Annotated in this window: 17 protein-coding genes and 3 pseudogenes; 6 read left to right on the forward strand and 14 right to left on the reverse strand. The window is 45.8% G+C overall.

Features of this window, described 5'->3' with window-relative positions:
• Positions 1 to 111 precede the first annotated feature (111 nt).
• The 4 genes and pseudogenes from HFU86_RS18950 to HFU86_RS18965 form a co-directional block, all read right to left on the reverse strand.
• Positions 112 to 816 (reverse strand): IS6 family transposase, encoded by a 705-nt coding sequence (locus HFU86_RS18950; RefSeq protein WP_187129905.1) that lies wholly within the window; start codon positions 814 to 816, stop codon positions 112 to 114.
• 67 nt (positions 817 to 883) lie between these two features.
• Positions 884 to 1,240: pseudogene (locus HFU86_RS18955) on the reverse strand (transposase zinc-binding domain-containing protein); the annotation flags it as partial.
• Between the two features lie 253 nt (positions 1,241 to 1,493).
• A complete protein-coding gene (locus HFU86_RS18960) occupies positions 1,494 to 1,772 on the reverse strand; it encodes a type II toxin-antitoxin system YafQ family toxin (protein WP_132497378.1) in 279 nt (92 codons plus the stop codon).
• A 6-nt stretch (positions 1,773 to 1,778) separates the two neighbouring features.
• Positions 1,779 to 2,039, reverse strand: a complete 261-nt coding sequence (locus HFU86_RS18965) for a type II toxin-antitoxin system RelB/DinJ family antitoxin (protein ID WP_132497379.1) — start codon at positions 2,037 to 2,039, stop codon at positions 1,779 to 1,781.
• Between the two features lie 189 nt (positions 2,040 to 2,228).
• On the opposite strand from HFU86_RS18965, the pseudogene HFU86_RS18970 reads away from it, so the two are divergent.
• Positions 2,229 to 2,471 (forward strand): annotated as a pseudogene (locus HFU86_RS18970) (recombinase family protein); the annotation flags it as partial.
• Positions 2,472 to 2,521: 50 nt separating this feature from the next.
• Here the strand turns inward: HFU86_RS18970 and HFU86_RS18975 are convergent.
• Positions 2,522 to 3,226: an IS6 family transposase gene (locus HFU86_RS18975; RefSeq protein ID WP_187129905.1), complete on the reverse strand. Its 705-nt coding sequence runs from the start codon at positions 3,224 to 3,226 to the stop codon at positions 2,522 to 2,524.
• Positions 3,227 to 3,284: 58 nt separating this feature from the next.
• Here HFU86_RS18975 and HFU86_RS18980 point away from each other — a divergent pair.
• The 5 genes and pseudogenes from HFU86_RS18980 to HFU86_RS19000 all read left to right on the forward strand — a co-directional run.
• Positions 3,285 to 3,860, forward strand: a pseudogene (locus tag HFU86_RS18980) (IS6 family transposase); the annotation flags it as partial.
• A 787-nt stretch (positions 3,861 to 4,647) separates the two neighbouring features.
• Positions 4,648 to 5,037 (forward strand): cytochrome b562, encoded by a 390-nt coding sequence (locus tag HFU86_RS18985; protein WP_132497328.1) that lies wholly within the window; start codon positions 4,648 to 4,650, stop codon positions 5,035 to 5,037.
• A 207-nt stretch (positions 5,038 to 5,244) separates the two neighbouring features.
• Positions 5,245 to 5,979 (forward strand): IS6 family transposase, encoded by a 735-nt coding sequence (locus tag HFU86_RS18990; protein ID WP_187129906.1) that lies wholly within the window; start codon positions 5,245 to 5,247, stop codon positions 5,977 to 5,979.
• Positions 5,980 to 6,009: 30 nt separating this feature from the next.
• Positions 6,010 to 6,714 carry an IS6 family transposase gene (locus tag HFU86_RS18995; RefSeq protein WP_187129905.1) on the forward strand — a complete coding sequence of 235 codons (705 nt, stop codon included), beginning with the start codon at positions 6,010 to 6,012 and terminating at the stop codon, positions 6,712 to 6,714.
• A 36-nt stretch (positions 6,715 to 6,750) separates the two neighbouring features.
• On the forward strand, positions 6,751 to 6,963 hold the full coding sequence (locus HFU86_RS19000; RefSeq protein WP_187129945.1) for a helix-turn-helix domain-containing protein: 213 nt from the start codon (positions 6,751 to 6,753) through the stop codon (positions 6,961 to 6,963).
• 182 nt (positions 6,964 to 7,145) lie between these two features.
• Here the strand turns inward: HFU86_RS19000 and HFU86_RS20235 are convergent, their stop codons facing one another.
• From HFU86_RS20235 to traD, 9 genes are all read right to left on the reverse strand, one after another.
• On the reverse strand, positions 7,146 to 7,328 hold the full coding sequence (locus tag HFU86_RS20235) for a DUF2913 family protein (protein ID WP_336431787.1): 183 nt from the start codon (positions 7,326 to 7,328) through the stop codon (positions 7,146 to 7,148).
• A 55-nt stretch (positions 7,329 to 7,383) separates the two neighbouring features.
• Positions 7,384 to 7,695, reverse strand: a complete 312-nt coding sequence (locus tag HFU86_RS20240) for a ProQ/FINO family protein (protein WP_336431780.1) — start codon at positions 7,693 to 7,695, stop codon at positions 7,384 to 7,386.
• The gene (locus tag HFU86_RS20245; protein ID WP_255426023.1) at positions 7,646 to 7,954 is read right to left on the reverse strand and encodes a hypothetical protein; all 309 of its coding nucleotides are present in this window, start codon (positions 7,952 to 7,954) and stop codon (positions 7,646 to 7,648) included. The genes HFU86_RS20240 and HFU86_RS20245 overlap by 50 nt, the downstream gene beginning before the upstream one ends.
• A 769-nt stretch (positions 7,955 to 8,723) precedes the next feature.
• The gene (locus HFU86_RS19015) at positions 8,724 to 9,377 is read right to left on the reverse strand and encodes a hypothetical protein (protein WP_255426024.1); all 654 of its coding nucleotides are present in this window, start codon (positions 9,375 to 9,377) and stop codon (positions 8,724 to 8,726) included.
• A complete protein-coding gene (locus HFU86_RS19875) occupies positions 9,352 to 9,600 on the reverse strand; it encodes a hypothetical protein (protein WP_255426025.1) in 249 nt (82 codons plus the stop codon). Before HFU86_RS19875 ends, HFU86_RS19015 begins: the two co-directional genes overlap by 26 nt.
• Before the next feature lie 383 nt (positions 9,601 to 9,983).
• Positions 9,984 to 10,466, reverse strand: coding sequence for a PIN domain-containing protein (locus HFU86_RS19020; protein WP_187129946.1), 483 nt, complete (start codon positions 10,464 to 10,466; stop codon positions 9,984 to 9,986).
• The gene (locus HFU86_RS19025; RefSeq protein WP_187129907.1) at positions 10,418 to 10,603 is read right to left on the reverse strand and encodes a hypothetical protein; all 186 of its coding nucleotides are present in this window, start codon (positions 10,601 to 10,603) and stop codon (positions 10,418 to 10,420) included. Before HFU86_RS19025 ends, HFU86_RS19020 begins: the two co-directional genes overlap by 49 nt.
• 15 nt (positions 10,604 to 10,618) lie before the next feature.
• The gene (traI, locus tag HFU86_RS19030; RefSeq protein WP_187129908.1) at positions 10,619 to 15,745 is read right to left on the reverse strand and encodes a conjugative transfer relaxase/helicase TraI; all 5,127 of its coding nucleotides are present in this window, start codon (positions 15,743 to 15,745) and stop codon (positions 10,619 to 10,621) included.
• A complete protein-coding gene (traD, locus tag HFU86_RS19035; protein ID WP_187129909.1) occupies positions 15,745 to 17,979 on the reverse strand; it encodes a type IV conjugative transfer system coupling protein TraD in 2,235 nt (744 codons plus the stop codon). Before traD ends, traI begins: the two co-directional genes overlap by 1 nt.
• Positions 17,980 to 18,034 lie beyond the last annotated feature (55 nt).

An 18,034-nucleotide genomic window follows, 5' to 3' on the forward strand; every position in this document is an offset into this window, starting at 1 on the left:
GTTGCAAATAAAATGGAAGTACTAAGTTTTTGGCTCACCCTTATATTACAAACCAAAAGCGGCACTGTTGCAAATAAAGTAGTGTGATTGAGTTTTTCAACTCGAAATGTGCTACACACCAAAGGCTCGATTCACTAGACGCATTTCGCCTAGCGGCTGACCATAGTAAAAATGTTCAGCTTGACCTTTGCGAAGCGCACGCATCACCTCAATGCCTTTAATGGTCGCATGTGCCGTTTTAATGGATTTAAACCCTAAGGTGGGATTTATCACGCGCTTCAATTTTCCATGATCGCATTCAATGACATTATTGTGAAATTTGATTTGCCGATGCTCGACATGTGTAGGACATTTCCCTTCTCCTTTGAGCAGGTTAAGTGCTCGACCATACGGTGCGGCTTTATCTGTATTGATAACCCTAGGGATTTGCCATTTTTTAACGCGATTGAATATTTTTCTTAAAAACCGATAAGCCGCTTTGGTATTACGGCGTGGTGAGAGGTAAAATTCAAGGGTATGCCCCCGACTATCGACAGCTCGGTAAAGGTACGCCCATTTTCCATTCACTTTGATATACGTTTCGTCTAAATGCCAATTGTTGAGATCAGAGGAATTACACCAATACCAACGTAACCGCTTTTCTATTTCTGGCGCATACCGTTGAACCCAGCGATAGATTGTCGTGTGATCTACATTGACACCGCGCTCAGCCAACATTTCCTGAAGTTCTCGATAACTGATACCGTATTTGCAGTACCAACGCACAGCCCAAAGGATGATAAACCCGGTGAAATGACGACCTTTAAATGCATTCATGAGGTAAGCTTCCGTAGAGGGCTGGTTAACTTAGCATAATGGCTCATTCAAACTTTGCAACAGTGCCGTTGAGCAAGGGCCAATTATTGTTGAAGAAAGGCCAAAGCAGGTGAGGCATCGTGAGGGTGATATGTTGCCATTCGCAATCCGGCAAAATATGGCGCTGTTGGGCGATCCATTGTTCGGTACCTTTGAGACCACAGGCACTGCAGGCTTTAGATTTACAGGTTTGGCAAAAAAAGCGTGAATGGGAGCAATCAGGAGAAGAGCAGCAATAACGTCGAACGCCCATCGCACAGGTGCTACAGGCGAGCATCTTTTCGACACAGAGGAGTTGCCATTCATCGACGGGGTTGTTATCGATGAAGCGATCCCATCCGTCATCGTATTGAAATAGCAGTTTAGCGGGTCTGGGAATATACATAGAGCAGAGTATAAAAGACGAGACGGGCGTTGCCTAGAAATAGAGCGGCTCTGCCGCGATGCTCACGCCATCGGCGTGCTTATGTTCAATGCTCGCTGAATATGTGTGGGGACACAGGTCTGTCGGGAGCCGGATGCGGTAGTTCCGCACGTCCGGTTCTGAGGAGGGGGCTGTCTGGGTGACTGGACAGCTCTACTCACCCGAAACCCCAATTACCGGCCAACTGTTATGCTGCCGTTTTTAATGATGCTTATTAAAATAAATCAGAATGTGTTCCTGTACGCTCAAAACGTAATACATCATCTGTTATTTTATAGATAAGTAACCAGTCAGGGGCTATATGCGCATCTCTATAATCTTTGTAATTCCCCTGTAATGGATGATCTTTGTATGTAGCAGGAAGCGGCAATTTATCTTCAATTAAAAGTGTCATCAATATTTTTAATTTGGTCATATCTTTCTGGCGTTTTTGGGCTTTTTTCACATCCTTATGGAATTGACCTGAGTACTCTATTTCTCGATGTTTACTCATGCGTAATCAAATTCCTAATTGATTAAAAAGGTCGTTAGCATCTTTTGCTTTATGTACGTCAAGACCTACTTCGCTGTCGGCTATAACTTTAGCCGTCAGGCTATTAGGAGTTTGCATGCCAAAAGGTAATGCTTTTTCTTTAGCTACTTTAGTCAGCGTGATGCGAATTAAATCTGATACGGTTAGTCCCATTTCAGCAAGAACAGAAGCTGCTTCATTTTTCAGTTTTTCATCAACACGTGCACGAACAAAAGCATTTGCAGACATGGTTAAGTCCTCTGTAATTAAGTATATTTCAATTGTAGCTCATTTGAGCAACAATTGAAATATATCAAATAAGACATCCGAAATGGTTCGGTTTCGTACAGGTTATTTAAATGGTGTACTAAACTAGTGGTAATTTATTTCGTACATAGGTTATAATTCGGACATCTATTTAGTACGGATGATTTCATTATGTCACGAGTTTTTGCTTATTGCCGTGTATCAACACTGGAACAAAACACAGAAAACCAACGAAGGGAAATTGAGTCTGCAGGATTTAAGGTAGAACCTTATCGAATTATTGAAGAGCATATTAGTGGCTCTGTGGCAGCCGGTGATCGACCTGGTTTTTCACGTCTATTGGATAGAATGGAGCATGGTGATGTCCTGATTGTGACTAAGTTGGATCGTCTTGGCCGCAATGCAATTGATATGGCACTGTTGCAAATAAAGTAGTGTGATTGAGTTTTTCAACTCGAAATGTGCTACACACCAAAGGCTCGATTCACTAGACGCATTTCGCCTAGCGGCTGACCATAGTAAAAATGTTCAGCTTGACCTTTGCGAAGCGCACGCATCACCTCAATGCCTTTAATGGTCGCATGTGCCGTTTTAATGGATTTAAACCCTAAGGTGGGATTTATCACGCGCTTCAATTTTCCATGATCGCATTCAATGACATTATTGTGAAATTTGATTTGCCGATGCTCGACATGTGTAGGACATTTCCCTTCTCCTTTGAGCAGGTTAAGTGCTCGACCATACGGTGCGGCTTTATCTGTATTGATAACCCTAGGGATTTGCCATTTTTTAACGCGATTGAATATTTTTCTTAAAAACCGATAAGCCGCTTTGGTATTACGGCGTGGTGAGAGGTAAAATTCAAGGGTATGCCCCCGACTATCGACAGCTCGGTAAAGGTACGCCCATTTTCCATTCACTTTGATATACGTTTCGTCTAAATGCCAATTGTTGAGATCAGAGGAATTACACCAATACCAACGTAACCGCTTTTCTATTTCTGGCGCATACCGTTGAACCCAGCGATAGATTGTCGTGTGATCTACATTGACACCGCGCTCAGCCAACATTTCCTGAAGTTCTCGATAACTGATACCGTATTTGCAGTACCAACGCACAGCCCAAAGGATGATAAACCCGGTGAAATGACGACCTTTAAATGCATTCATGAGGTAAGCTTCCGTAGAGGGCTGGTTAACTTAGCATAATGGCTCATTCAAACTTTGCAACAGTGCCCTCTATCGTTGGGTTCAACATTATGCGCCACAATTGGACAAAAAACTTCGTTGGTATTGGCATAATTCAATCGGCGCCCGAACCTGGCATCTTGATGAAACTTACATAAAAATCAATGGAAAATGGGCGTATTTATACCGCGCCGTTGACAGTAAAGGGAATACACTGGATTTTTATCTCTTACCGCGTCGGAATACGAAAGCGGCTTACCGTTTTTTAAGTAAGCTCTTCAATCAGATGAAAAAAGGCAGTGCACTCAAAGTCATTAATACCGATAAAGCGGCCTCCTATGGCCGCGCTATCATGTTACTGAAAAAAGAGGGGAAGTGCTCAGCTGGCGTTGAACACCGACAGATAAAATATCGCAATAATGTCATTGAATGTGTTCATGGAAAATTGAAGCGGATCATCAATCCCACCTTAGGATTTAAATCCCTCAAAACGGCACATGCCACCATTAAGGGCATTGAGGCGATGCGAGCACTCCGAAAAGGCCAGGCTAAGCAATTTTATTATGGTCATCCCTTAGGGGAAGTGCGTCTAGTGAACAGAGCTTTTGGTTTGTAATATAAGGGTGAGCCAAAAACTTAGTACTTCCATTTTATTTGCAACAGTGCCCTGTTAGGGTGGACATTTCCCATGAATGCGTGCAGAGGTCGATTGCTGAGGGCAGATGTCGTCTTTTTGATTTAATCCCCCTAAGGTGGCACCTTGTAATGCGAAGCAGCCACTAAGTAAAAAGCAAAAGCCAAAGCAGCTGAATTTAAAATATGTCATAAGACCTCATTAAGTGAACTCGGGAAAATAAGTGAATACAAATACACGTTATCATCCCCTAAAACGAAGAGCTGTAGCTTAATGCGTGATGTATTCATGGTATTTAATTTACATTAAACCTAAATACAGTTAAACCAGAAATAAATCATGGCTTAATCTTTATTATATAGGAGCCACTTTTCGATATATAAAGAAGTTTGCCGCGTTAAAAGAGGAACTATTGCCTTTTCAGGGAGAATGGAAATGTTTAATCCGTAAGTTTAAGGCTAATTTAAGATTGATTTAAGTTAATTATACTATAGTGAACCGACGATATTAGATTTTCTTCTATTTTTCCTTGATGTAAACGATGAGTTGCCTTCTCTTAATGAGAGAAGGCATTTTTTTGTAGAAAATAATAAACCCCCTGCAATAAAATTTTGAGGCTTATTCGCGATTTAAACCATCGCGGCAATTAACCCTGCGGTTGAAGCATGTAATATCCAGCTGTTCGTACCATAACTGGTAGCAAAATTATCTTCAGAAAAATTTTGCAACAGTACCTTTTATTTCAATTTAATTATGATTAGGTCAGCTTATGCAAAAAAAATCATTGCCCTTTCTGTTTACCATGGGATTAGCGCTCTGTACACCGCCGATGATGGCGGAAACGCTATCGCGTGACATGAAAACACTCAGCGGTACCTTGCGCACCGTTGAACAATCTACTGACCCAGTACAACTTAAGGATGCACTGAACGTCATGCGTGCTGCGGCTCAGAAAGCGCAGGGGAAAACACCACGAAAACTGCGTGGTTATCCTCAGCAATCGCCAGAGATGCAGCAGTATCGGCATACCTATGACAGGTTAATTCAGCAAATTGACGAAGCGTTGATTTATGTGGAGCAAGGGCAAATTGATGATGCCAAAAAGGTGGTTAATAATCTCAAAATAACCCGAGATCTTGCTCATAAGACGTATCGCTAATTTCGGTGACTGTTTATATTCCTTATTATTTGGGATTTTCCTCTGAATTAACGAGTGAAGCGAACCAAATAAACGAATTAAATAGCCGTCTGGGTTGAATACCCTGAAAACGAATTACATGGGAGATAGTCATTCCCGGTGGCACTGTTGCAAAGTTTGAATGAGTCATTATGCTAAGTTAACCAGCCCTCTACGGAAACTTCCCTCATGAATGCATTCAAAGGTCGTCATTTCACCGGAATTATCATCCTCTGGGCTGTACGTTGGTACTGCAAGTACGGCATTAGTTACCGTGAGCTGCAGGAGATGCTGGCCGAGCGTGGCGTGAATGTGGACCACACAACACTCTATCGTTGGGTTCAACATTATGCGCCACAATTGGACAAAAAACTTCGTTGGTATTGGCATAATTCAATCGGTGCCCGAACCTGGCACCTTGATGAAACGGACATAAAAATCAATGGAAAATGGGCGTATTTATACCGCGCCGTTGACAGTAAAGGGAATACACTGGATTTTTATCTCTTACTGCGTCGGAATACGAAAGCGGCTTACCGTTTTTTAAGTAAACTCTTCAACCGGATGAAAAAAGGCAGTGCACTCAAAGTCATTAATACCGATAAAGCAGCCTCCTATGGCCGGGCTATCATGTTACTGAAAAAAGAGGGGAAGTGCCCAGCTGGCGTTGAACACCGACAGATAAAATATCGCAATAATGTCATTGAAAGTGATCACGGAAAATTGAAGCGGATCATCAATCCCACCTTAGGATTTAAATCCCTCAAAACGGCACATGCCACCATTAAGGGCATTGAGGCGATGCGAGCACTCCGGAAAGGCCAAGCTGAGCAATTTTATTATGGTCATCCCTTAGGGGAAGTGCGTCTAGTGAACAGAGCTTTTGGGGCACTGTTGCAAAGTTTGAATGAGCCATTATGCTAAGTTAACCAGCCCTCTACGGAAGCTTACCTCATGAATGCATTTAAAGGTCGTCATTTCACCGGGTTTATCATCCTTTGGGCTGTGCGTTGGTACTGCAAATACGGTATCAGTTATCGAGAACTTCAGGAAATGTTGGCTGAGCGCGGTGTCAATGTAGATCACACGACAATCTATCGCTGGGTTCAACGGTATGCGCCAGAAATAGAAAAGCGGTTACGTTGGTATTGGTGTAATTCCTCTGATCTCAACAATTGGCATTTAGACGAAACGTATATCAAAGTGAATGGAAAATGGGCGTACCTTTACCGAGCTGTCGATAGTCGGGGGCATACCCTTGAATTTTACCTCTCACCACGCCGTAATACCAAAGCGGCTTATCGGTTTTTAAGAAAAATATTCAATCGCGTTAAAAAATGGCAAATCCCTAGGGTTATCAATACAGATAAAGCCGCACCGTATGGTCGAGCACTTAACCTGCTCAAAGGAGAAGGGAAATGTCCTACACATGTCGAGCATCGGCAAATCAAATTTCACAATAATGTCATTGAATGCGATCATGGAAAATTGAAGCGCGTGATAAATCCCACCTTAGGGTTTAAATCCATTAAAACGGCACATGCGACCATTAAAGGCATTGAGGTGATGCGTGCGCTTCGCAAAGGTCAAGCTGAACATTTTTACTATGGTCAGCCGCTAGGCGAAATGCGTCTAGTGAATCGAGCCTTTGGTGTGTAGCACATTTCGAGTTGAAAAACTCAATCACACTACTTTATTTGCAACAGTGCCCAAGAAAGCGGTGTAAAGTTCGGGCGTCCAGCAAAGCTCAATGATGGGCTATGCAACGAGATCTATACCCGTAGAATGAATGGTTCAACGATTGGAGAGTTAGCCAAGGTATTTAAATTGGGTGAAGCCACAATTTATCGGGCACTGAATATGGCTAAACATAAGCAAGGTAATATAATTCAAGAACCAGAAGGATAACCTACTGAAATATAATAATTAATAAGAATACGTGGAACTTTTCGGTGAATTGGGCGCAATACCCCTAAATCTTTGAGCAGCTCAGTCGCGTAGGTTAAGCGAAATAAATCACTTTGGCTGGCAATATCACAACAACACGAACGCCATAAATATTCTAACCGCGATTTCATTTTTGAGGTCATTCACCGTTGTTGACCAAGGTTGATAAGCCATTTAAAATCATGGCCGACACAGCGATGAAACCGTTTTTGTTTCAGGACCGTTTGTAGCCAGCGAAGCAAATAAAGATTTTCAGACTGGACGTTTCGAGCCGCTTTTCCATCCGATTGGGCTAGTTTAAGCGCGCTAAAGCGGCAAAGGCTAATTTACCCAGCCAACGATTCTTTTCTTCAACGGTAATCGGGGAATTGAATGTCTTTGTCATACGATTCGTGATTGTTGTTTAGCCAGTTTTTGAATGCGTTTCAATGTATCAGCGACATCCGATTCCGTGACAATCCCGTTCGGTTGACTGTCTTTATCATAGCATACCGCGCCAGGCATAATGGTGGTGCGGTATTTAACACTGTGGCTAATGACCGCAAGGCTGCGTTTCAATTTTTTAGTCGAAATTGGCAATTCACGTACCTTTTTATCGGCAAACAAGGTTTCACGTATGCCAACAGTCATCGGTCGAAGTTGTTCATTGGGAAAAAGGTGTGGCCAATATTCTGATAGGTTCGCGATAGCCACCTCTAACGGGAGATGTTGTTTCGGTGGCGTAGGGGGAATGACTTTTTTCTCTAATGGAGTGACAACCGTGTCCTTTTTTTTTCGCAGGTGGAGGTGTGCCCTTTTTAGAAGGTTGAGTTGGCGTTGTTTTGGCGGGTTTATTCGGTTTACGTTGTGTATTGACCACAACCTGTTTACGGCGACGTTGAATAACAGGATCCGCACTTTCCGCGACATTTTCCGTCGTGGGGCGTTTTATCGTCAGTGTTTTGCGTTCCATTTCAACCTCACACCAAAATTGTGTTTATTCTCAATACATTAATAACCAGAGTATCACGAAATTTAACCGAAATCACCCGCCCGTAGGGCTGTAGACGGCAAACGTTGTGACAGAGAACGGTATTAGGTGAGAGCCGTCGAGACCCGCGTTAGCGGTTACAGAGCGTTTAATTCCCCCTATCGCCCCCTGCGCTGGTTGAGCCTTGCGTAATTAAAACCATTATTATGTTTTTTGCCCCTTTGTAAAACGCAGTGAGATGGGCGAGAGGCGTAGCCTCGATGAACGGCTGTAGCTGCGCGTAAAGGTGGCCATAGGCCAGCTTTACGGGGGCAATGGCACTATTCTGACACCATTATCTGAGCGACCGCCATGTATGGCGTGTAAGCGAAGGCTTTATTGGGTTTATTTCTTTAGAGTGTGCGGCTTGAAAAAGCAGAGCCGCAACTCCTTTTATTTAAAAGGACGTTTAGTTCGGAATCTAAAAACGAATTTAACAATAAAACACCAAACTGATTCGAAGTTAATTGCAGAGAATAAATGCATTCGAAGTTAATAGGGTAAATATCACACTAAAATAGTCGAGCTGTCATCGTCGAGATGAATGCAGAGATTGAATCAACGAATTTCCTGTTCAAAAAAATAAGCTTTACAGATTTAGGGCGAACGAGACCACCGCCAGTCAAGGCGGTAAATTTAGGGGGATGAATTACGAGTCGGGCAAGTGTTCCAAGTAATGCAGGTAGAGTGCCTGTCCTTGAATACTCGGATACTAGGCTTTCATTTGTCGCTCAAAGGCAATGACTGCCGCAATAGGCTGTGTCACCTTCCAGGCTTCAAAACGACGCCATGCGGCGTGTTCTGCGCTTTCAGGTGCTTCCAAACTTTTGGCTAAGGCTTTCTTTTCTTTCAGGGCCTTGGCTAAATGTTTCTTCTCTTGTTTAAGCGCTTCATCCTTCCCAATCACGAGGGTTTTGAGTTTATTGAGCAGGTTGCGAAGTTTATGTTTAGTCTCCAGTGACGCCACGTTCGCGCGGGCAAGCCGCAAAACATGTTGGGCGTAGCGTTTTTGGTAACTCTCTTTTAATCCCTGTTTTTCCATCCAGCGGCTAAAGCTGGACACGACTTCGCGCAGTTCCGATGCAGAAAACCCGAGTCCATGGAAAAACTCCGGACGAATCCAAATGCGCATCGCTTTGTATTGTTTGGCTTCAACATCAAAATCGCGGTCAATCACAATGAGGTTAGCTTGTTCCCAGTCGCGCAGCGCATGCAATATCGGGTCGTAACTTTTACGGCCACTGTCATAGCGATACAGTTGACCGCACAATTCCGCCAACTTCTCCACCGAGCACATCACTTCAAACAGGGCATCACTTTCGGGGTTATAATCGGCGAACTCAATCATGGCCATCGGCGAGGGCATCAAAGGTCTCTCGACGCTCTGAACGCACGGATATCCGTTGTTTTCGGCTATAACGCAGTTGGTAAATATGAGGGTTTCGGTTCCAATCGTGACGCTTTAACGCCGCCGCAAAGCGGCGTACAGGCACTAAATTCGGTAATTGCCCTAAAAATTTTGGCGCATAATGCCGATGGATTTTACCGATGGAACAAGGAATTGCAGGAATTGAGATCCCATTAGTCATGTCTCTCCGCACTTATGTTGTACGGAAGGAGTTGAATTTTTTTGCACATAATTCTATACTCCCCGCTAGGAGTTCAACATTACCCCTAGCGGAATTGCTCTGATGACCCCTGATAATCTTTCCTCGCACCGCCAAGTATGAAGAAGATTACAGGGGTTTTCTATTTGGGTTCACAGCACATTTCGTGTGTTACATCCCATTTCTTGCCACCTTTCGGCGTGGCGACCACTAAGTTCACATCAATTGTCGGCTAATTTAGCACTCTATGCGCATTCAAGCAACGTCTTCACGATAAAGACGTGATTTATTCACAATAATTTGTGATAAAACTTGAGGTTCGACGCGAGAGAAAACTAAATAGAACTGGCGGAAATAGCCAACAATCAATGCGGGGATTTGCGGTGTTTAGCAAGTCCAGCAAGATACCAAGCAAGTGCCTCCCCATTATAAGAAATCACCTTCAGTGTTACCAAGTTCGCAATATGCGCTTCGACAGTGTGTGCCTGGGCTGCACCTACGATATTGATTAAACGTCGACGCAACCCCGTAAGCTGTTTCGGAAAACCGTTGTTACGTTGAAAAAAGGGCATTTTAAGCATTTTTTTGGTCTCATTGAGTGAAAGTGTCACTTTTTGCTTGGTTTGGATGCACTCTTGCAAGGTACATGATCGCTCGAGTTGTTTTACCGTACTGACTAAGAGGGCGAACCCTTTGTCGTTACTAAATACGGTAAAATGGCACGTTTTATCTGCTTGTTCGTGTGCTTGCCCTAAATACCAGGCAAGGTGAAAATCCACATTATTCTGACTGACTTGGCTTACTTTAATGATGTTGAGAATATAGCGGCGGTTGTTTGTACGGGTAATTTGAGATTGGCTTGCTTGGGGACTGCAAAAATAAAGACTTGCTGATACTGCTCAAACGCTATTGACTCTAAATGCGGGACATTCTCTAAATCAATAAACGCCCATTGGTTTTTTTCTGATATAACTGGTTCTTTCATAGATAATTAACATCCTTAATCACCAAATTCGCGATCGCGGGATTTTTCTATCACGATTTCACGCTCTTGTTGGCGCAAGATATCCCGTTGTTGTTGCTGATGTTCACGCTCAAACTGAACTGCCTTTTCAATGACACGCTCTTTCGCCTCCATGAAGTCATGTTCGCCTTTCAGTAAGCTGTCACGCTCTTGAGCCATCACCTGTTTCAATTCCTCCTCGTTAAACTCAGGGGTTTTAGACTCACTACTGGTTTGCTGGCGCAGGGCAGCTTCAGCCTCTTTTAAGGCCTTATCCATCGCCTGCTCCTCAGGGGTTTGCAGGGATTTCGGGCCACTGTCTGCTTTATCGGTTTGCGCGGCATTCGGGTTCGCATAGGCGTTATCCACTTCCCCTTGCGTGATTTTCTCAATCATGGCAGTGTGTAACCGTTCATCAGGATTGAGCTGTACCACCACACCCTGTTCGAGTTGCTGTGCCATCGTCTCAAAGGCTGCATCCAGACTGTTTACAATCATGGTTTGTCCGTTTTGACTAGGTTTCACCACAATAAATTGTGCCTGTTCGCTCCCCAGTAAACGCCCTTCAGCTCGAAGTCCTTGCAATTTATCACCGTCAAGTTCAATCGCTTGTAACACCGTACCTTGAGCTTTACCGTGGACATCGTAAGCCGGCCACGCGACATGCGGTTCGGGATGCTTAGTGGACGGATAAACAAACTTCCCTTCATGGGTGTCACCCAATCCCATTTGACGGCTTAATGCTCGTCCTATTGCCGTCTCATTGAGCGGCTGCGCCCGTTCAAACAGTTGATTACCGACGTTAGCCGCGTAGTCTTGTTCGGCCAGCAAAACATCGTGGGCGGTCTTCCGGTTCCCCGGATTTTTAATTGCGCTCGTCCATTTATCCAAATCATCACTGTAGGTTTGCACATGGGCTTTTGTTCGGGATAGAGCCACGTATGCATCGCGCAAGGTTGCCAGAGAGCGTCGGCCTCCTGCCACGCCACCAAGGACAATCACAAACTGACTGCTCGCCCCTTGGGCTTTGTGTGCCGTACCGGCATAGCCGTAATCCAGATGTTGGTCAGTCAATGCCCTATTCGGGTCAAGCTCACGTGACTCATCGCCCTTGGTAATCGTGATTTTTCCATTTTCGCTGACTTCACTGACCGTCCAGTCACTGTTCATCACGCGTCCGCGCTCTTTGTCGGTACGGGTAAAGCTAATTTTCTCGCCAACCGCGATATGACGGCTTTCTTGGCGGTAAATACCGATATCCCGTAAGCTACTTTCAAAAGCCGAGAGTAAATACCCTTTACCTTCTTCATCAACCAGGGTCACAACCCCCTCACTCACTCCCGTCTCTGTCACCGCAATTCGATAGTACTGCTCTTGAATGAGAGCAATCTTACCGACATGTGTCGCCATCCCAACCGTTGAGAGCAAGGCTTCGGTGCGCGTACTTTCACGCACCAGTATCGGGATAGTGTTTCCGCCTTGCAATTGCCCCTGATCGAGTAAGATTTGATGAATGCCGCCGTTAAGCGCATCTTTATCACGGTTAGTTTGCACCACAATAAGTGTCTCTTTTTGCGCCTCTACAGTTCGCCCGAGATAATCGACGAGAATATGATTAAGAACCCTATCCCCCGAGTGTATGACTGACTGTTCAGGTAATTCTGCATCGGCACGGCGCGGAACCACATCAGGCGTCACGCTATTCATCGTGTCGATAGCAGTTTGAATATTGCCTGCTATAATGGCTTCAATGGCCGGACGAAGTTCGGGTCTTTGCCGAACAATTTCTTTCATAATGGCGGTATCAAGGGTTGAGCGTTCTTGCGCAAGCGCAAAGGGCGTACCACGGTCCACCGATAATAGCTGGGCCGTATCCCCACTGAGCACGCTTCGCCCCCCGCCATGCGCGATGATTTGCAAAACTTCACTTAAATTTCGGTTGCCGACCATAGAGCTTTCATCGACTAAAAATAGCGTATTTTTAAAATCGAGCGTTTCGCCTTGTTGTTGGCGTTGATTCGCATCCATCAAAAAGGCATGCAAGGTTTGTGCTTTCACACCGACATCGGCCATTTCCCCAACGGCACGGTGCGTGGGCGCAAGGCCTATCACTTCAGGTCGCTGCGCTGCTGGGAGGGTATCCAACGCCTTGAGAACGGCAGTGAATTGCGTGGTTTTCCCTACCCCGGCATAGCCTTGGATACCGACAAATTGGTCACGACTGCCTAAAATCAGCTCAGTTGCTGCTTTTTGTCCCGAGGTTAATCCGTCCAGTTGCGCCTCTGGCACAGACGCCATCAACGGCGTTTGTGTGTCTTTGCCCGCTAAAATCGTTGTGAGGATTTGTTTTTCCATCTCCCACGTACTGGCGACCACATAATGTTGTTGGGCTGCCCCCTTGCCACTGCTCACGGGGATGATGGCTTTTTGGGAAACTAAGCGGTCAAAAGCGTTTCCCACCGATTGACTGTCAAGCGAAGGGTGTAACGGTAACGCTTTGGCAATCGCATCGATGCGCGAGAAAAAAACCTGACTCTCTTGCGCTAACTCCATGCCTTGTTGCAAGGCTTTTTCGGGTTTAGACCATAACGCGTGAGCCGCCTTATCAGCGGCTTGCTCAATGGCTTTCGCATCCTGCCCCTCAATCCCTGCTAACTGTCGCGCTTGCTGATAGACAGGCGAACGCGATAAACGACGCTCGGTTTCCATCTTATCCAGTGGCGTATACACCGTAATATGCTCACCACTGCGGGCAGCCGTATTGAGTAAGGTGGGCTGCGTATCACGCGCAGATGCGGCCAATAACACCGTACCGGTATCGTTAGCCTGTTGTCCTGGCGCAGTAACATAGCCGTAATCGGCTTTGACACCGCCCCTCACATCAATACGGTGCGTTTTGCCGTTGAAATTAACCATTATGGCGTTTGGCATAAAACCGGAAACCGTGACAGCGTCACGTGCAGAGAGTTTATTTTGCTTCGCCAGTATCGTTAACTGCTCGCCTTGCTTGATGTCCATCGTTTGGCGTTGATAGGCACTCCATTGGCCATCAAATTGCTGTGGCTTCATCACCTGTTTTTGCCCTTGGTCATCGAGCAACGTGACCGAACGGGTTTCAGGCGTCACACGGTCAATGGTGTAACGTTCAACTTCTTTTTTGTCCGCATTCCAACGCTCCATCACCATGCCTTCACGGTAGCTGTCGATTTGCTTGCGTGAATGGCTGTCGAGCCACACGGGCTTAAGCTGGGTAACGGTGACCGTGTTCTCACTGAGCATCCCACGTTCGGTGAGGGTCTGACGGATGGTATCAGTGACAATCTTTTGCTCCCGAACCCCACTCACTTGTGCAACTACCGGTTTCATGTCGCTGTGCAACTGCGCATAATCTGCAGCCAGCGTCGCATAACGGTGATTTTTATCGGGAATATGGGCGGTTTTTACTGTCACAATGGATGACAACTCACCTTGAAAACGTGACACTCCTGCATCTTGCAACGTCGCCAATACGTTTCCCGTGCCTTTGCGCCCACCACTGTCCATCATGAGCACTTGCACATTGGCAGATTGAGCGCTTTCAAGTAGGGATAAGGCGGATTTCAGTGACAGTTTTTCCGCATTAGCAACCACCAAGGTACTGTTGGGTTTAAGCGGTTGACCATCACCCAAGGTCATTTTTGGCACAGTAGCAAAGCGATTATCCGTGGTAAAAGCTTTTGCACTCGTTGTATCGAGCGTCATCACGGCAACGTCACGTCCTTGCGATTGCGCCATCGTAACACCGTCTAATACCCCGTCTCGTTGTGCTTTACCGAGCCCTTGGCTCGTGACAATCGCAATACTGGGTAAGGTATCTGCCACTTTTTCCATCAAGGGAGTGAGGGTTTCTGTCCGCGCCTGAAAACTGACGGTGCGGTTATGTTGCTTCATGTCGGTGGCAATTTGTTGCAGCTTCAGCTCGTCCATCAAATGAATGGACGAGGTAAATAGCCCTTTTTTCTCATCCAGTGGAATAAGTTGACGCTGTTCAATCGCCACTTCAATCGCTTCACGTACCTGCGCTATCATGCCCGCACGGGCTTCCAATCCCCCAAGGGTTTTAGCCAACACTTGGCTGTAAGTCATGCTGAGCTGCTTATCACTGAGTAACGCAATCGCATCGGTGACAGCGCGGGTAATATCGGGCTGTATATCCCGAGAGGTATCGCCCATCTGGCCTTTGGCAAGGCGCTGCTCGGCTTCAGCGTAAAACGCTTTACGTTCTTCAGGGCCAAAGCCATTTTTATCCAAGCGGGCAAACCAGTCGGTCAACAACTCGCTTTTTTCAGGGGTTGTTTTGGCTTGACGAGTATCGAGCGCTGCCACATCACGGGATTTCAGTGAGGCTTCATGCCCCACCGCATCCATGATTTGAGCATGGCGCTGAGAAAAAGGCACAACCGGCACACCCACAATTTCCCATAACCCATTTTTTCCCGTTTCATGGGTTTGCATACCAAAGCTTTCGACTCGCTCACGTAAAGCATGGCGGTAGATTTGGCCAAGTGATACTTGTAATGCATAAACGGCTTCGCTGAAGCCGCTTTTTTGTTGTGTATCACTGGATAACGTGCGCCATTCGCCATTGTGCTCAGTCATGTTCATCACTATGGCATGCGTATGGACTAAGGGGTCGTGCTCGCGGGAGGTATCGTGGTTAAATGCCGCAATCACCAGATTTTTGGTCATTTCCAACGACGTTTTGCCCTCAACCATTACCCGTGTTGAGGCTAGACTCTCCACTTCCTTTAGGGCGACCTCGACGGCATAGTTATGAGCCTCAATCATGCGCTTGTCGCCCAGAACTAGCCCTAATACCGAGACACTTTTGGGTGCCGAAAACGTTAAATCTTGCCCTTCGCGGTGGACGTTTTTACCATTTTCCATGCGCTCTAGACTTTGCCCATTGGGTAAGCGCCCCTCCAAGATTTCACCCAGTTGATCTTTGGTCACTTCCCCCGTCATGCCAAGTGATTTAGCTCCTTCGCCCATCCAGCGGGCTTCTAGGTTGCCTAAAAAATAGTAATTGTCTTCATGGGTATAATAATTGGCCGCATTATTCGCAATCGGTGCAACAGTGAGCATTACCACACCTCCGGTTCGTCATGAGTGGTATTCTCGTGCTTGTTTTGTGTATGAGACGGCGCGATATGCGTGAGAATTTCATTTTCTTCCTGCCGCATACGCATGTAATTGTCATACATATCCTGTGGGTTTTCTTCTGGCTCGGTGACTGGGCCTAACACTTCCCCCGTTTCGGTGTTGACTTTAAGTCCTTCCATCATCACTTCACGGCCACTTGTCGTATTCGCACTGGTTAAAGGCGCGCTCGGCGCCTCACTCGTAGCGGTGTTAAGTGGTGCAGTGGCGGGCATAACCGCGGCAGCAGGCTGTGACACACCGGTTGAAGTCGTATTTATTACCGCATTTTCTACCGTCGAGGTGGCACTCACCTCAGCCGGAATATCAACAGGTTCGCCACTAATCAATCCATCAATGAAACGTCCCACATTGTCGGGTAAGGTGTCGTGCCGAAGTCTCAACTCAATTTCCGTTTCAATTTCTTGGTCTAAACTGTCATTGATGTTACGCGGGGTAAATTCAGCGGCCACGGGTTTGATTTTTTCATAACGCATGGCTTGTCTCACCACGGGATATTGACCCGGCAAGGTTATGTAGCAGGTCAAATCAGGTAAAGATTGAACATCGGAGTAGTTCACCAAATCACTGTCTTCTTGCTGCTTACTGAAGGACACCCCATCCCGCACGGTTTCTTTCCCGTAGCTGTATTGCTCATTGAACCGCCTGATCCGCTCCTGCCCGAGTTGGTCGCGAACCCATTTCGCGACACTTTCATCCGGTGAACGAAAGAAAAAACGGGAGTTGAGTAAATCCATCATGGCGTCGGCATAATCTCGACCGTAGGTGTAATCCAATTGGGGTTTATTCTGAAAGCCCAGCGTAAAACAGCCCCCAAACTTACGGGCTTCCGACAGCACCTGCGGTAACTCCGGCAACTTATGCAAAGAGGCCAGCTCATCATAGATAAACCACACGCGCCGCTCTGGATTCTCACCCATTTCCAGCAAACAGTTCGCCGCTTGCGCTAACCACATGGAAATCAGGGGTTTTAAAGATTCATGCTGACGCGCATTACTGGTGATCCACAACCAACCATGGCGTTCTTTCGGTTCATTGACGGTTTTCATCCACTCACGGATAGCAAACGGGGCTTTACCATTACGTTCAATCCCTTGAAGGTAACGCAAGGCCTTAACATAGTTGGTCAATACGCCTCGAATCGAAATCGCGGTTTTTTCCACTTTTTCTTCCATCAAGTTACTGGCTTCCGTGCCCGCCACATACGCACGTAACGTTTTAAGGTCGATGGCCAGTAACGTTCGCAACAACTTGTTATAACTGCGCTTCGGGTCACCACTCAACTTTGCGGCCACCGCCGTAAAGATGGTGCGTGCTGAGCCTGTCCAAAAGGGATCTTCTGAGGTACTTTGGGGAATAAGTGTGTTTGCCATACTGTCAAAATCTGGGGTAGTTAAACATTCCCGCCACAGATCCCAATTTTCACACCGTTCATCTAAGGGATTGAGTAATTTGTCGATATTTTCGTTGTAATGCTTTTTCACTAACGAGCAGCCTTTATCGAACACAATCACCATATCACCCCGCTGACGCAGTTGAATTAATAGCTTATTAATCGCATTGGATTTCCCTGATCCTGGTGTTCCGTGCATCAAGATATTTTGCACTTCACTGTTCAGCTTCAGTGGTAATCCATCAAAGGTAATTGAGGAAGCCTCTCGGCGGGCGTGAAGCATATTTCGGACAGATTTGACATCCTCGGTGAGGGTTCGCCCGCCGATAACATCATTATGGGCTTGGCGCTGACCCAGTCGGTGTAAAAAGCGGTAGATAATAAAGGCCAATCCAATCACTAAAATACAGGCCCATAACAAAGATAAGCCCAACTCTTGCAAGACAATGTTCCCGGCATAGATCATGTAATCGTCTTTAAGAATGGCTTCGGAGGTAAAACGATAGAGTTGTCCATCAAAACTGACGTCATAAATCGGGGGAACGCGATAAAGAGCTTGTTCCCCGCCAGACATAAAATAGAGCCACCAATATAAGCCCCCATTTTTTATTTCCTGAAAGGGAACTTTGAAATAAAAAATAATAGGGAAAAATATTAGAAAAAATAGAATAAGCCAAAAAGAGATCCTTTTATTCACTTGCATGAACATGCCCAGCATATAGCTAAAGACCTGCCCACCTTGCGTAATATACTTGGTTGAACTCATAATAAGAACACTCCGTCGGAATAACGAATAGAGAATAAATAAGAAGGGATGAATA

Source organism: Providencia sp. JUb39 (genome assembly GCF_012272845.1).
In the GTDB taxonomy this organism is placed as follows: Bacteria; Pseudomonadota; Gammaproteobacteria; order Enterobacterales; family Enterobacteriaceae; genus Providencia; species Providencia lanzhouensis.

Coding starts and splice junctions, on each gene's coding strand:
- HFU86_RS18960 (WP_132497378.1), bottom strand. CDS start 1,772: ATGAGTAAACATCGAGAAATAGAGTACTCAGGTCAATTCCATAAGGAT.
- HFU86_RS19015 (WP_255426024.1), bottom strand. CDS start 9,377: ATGCCCTCGCCGATGGCCATGATTGAGTTCGCCGATTATAACCCCGAA.
- HFU86_RS18950 (WP_187129905.1), bottom strand. CDS start 816: ATGAATGCATTTAAAGGTCGTCATTTCACCGGGTTTATCATCCTTTGG.
- HFU86_RS19025 (WP_187129907.1), bottom strand. CDS start 10,603: ATGAAAGAACCAGTTATATCAGAAAAAAACCAATGGGCGTTTATTGAT.
- HFU86_RS18975 (WP_187129905.1), bottom strand. CDS start 3,226: ATGAATGCATTTAAAGGTCGTCATTTCACCGGGTTTATCATCCTTTGG.
- HFU86_RS18965 (WP_132497379.1), bottom strand. CDS start 2,039: ATGTCTGCAAATGCTTTTGTTCGTGCACGTGTTGATGAAAAACTGAAA.
- HFU86_RS19875 (WP_255426025.1), bottom strand. CDS start 9,600: ATGACTAATGGGATCTCAATTCCTGCAATTCCTTGTTCCATCGGTAAA.
- HFU86_RS18995 (WP_187129905.1), top strand. CDS start 6,010: ATGAATGCATTTAAAGGTCGTCATTTCACCGGGTTTATCATCCTTTGG.
- HFU86_RS18990 (WP_187129906.1), top strand. CDS start 5,245: ATGAATGCATTCAAAGGTCGTCATTTCACCGGAATTATCATCCTCTGG.
- HFU86_RS18985 (WP_132497328.1), top strand. CDS start 4,648: ATGCAAAAAAAATCATTGCCCTTTCTGTTTACCATGGGATTAGCGCTC.
- traD (WP_187129909.1), bottom strand. CDS start 17,979: ATGAGTTCAACCAAGTATATTACGCAAGGTGGGCAGGTCTTTAGCTAT.
- HFU86_RS20245 (WP_255426023.1), bottom strand. CDS start 7,954: ATGGAACGCAAAACACTGACGATAAAACGCCCCACGACGGAAAATGTC.
- traI (WP_187129908.1), bottom strand. CDS start 15,745: ATGCTCACTGTTGCACCGATTGCGAATAATGCGGCCAATTATTATACC.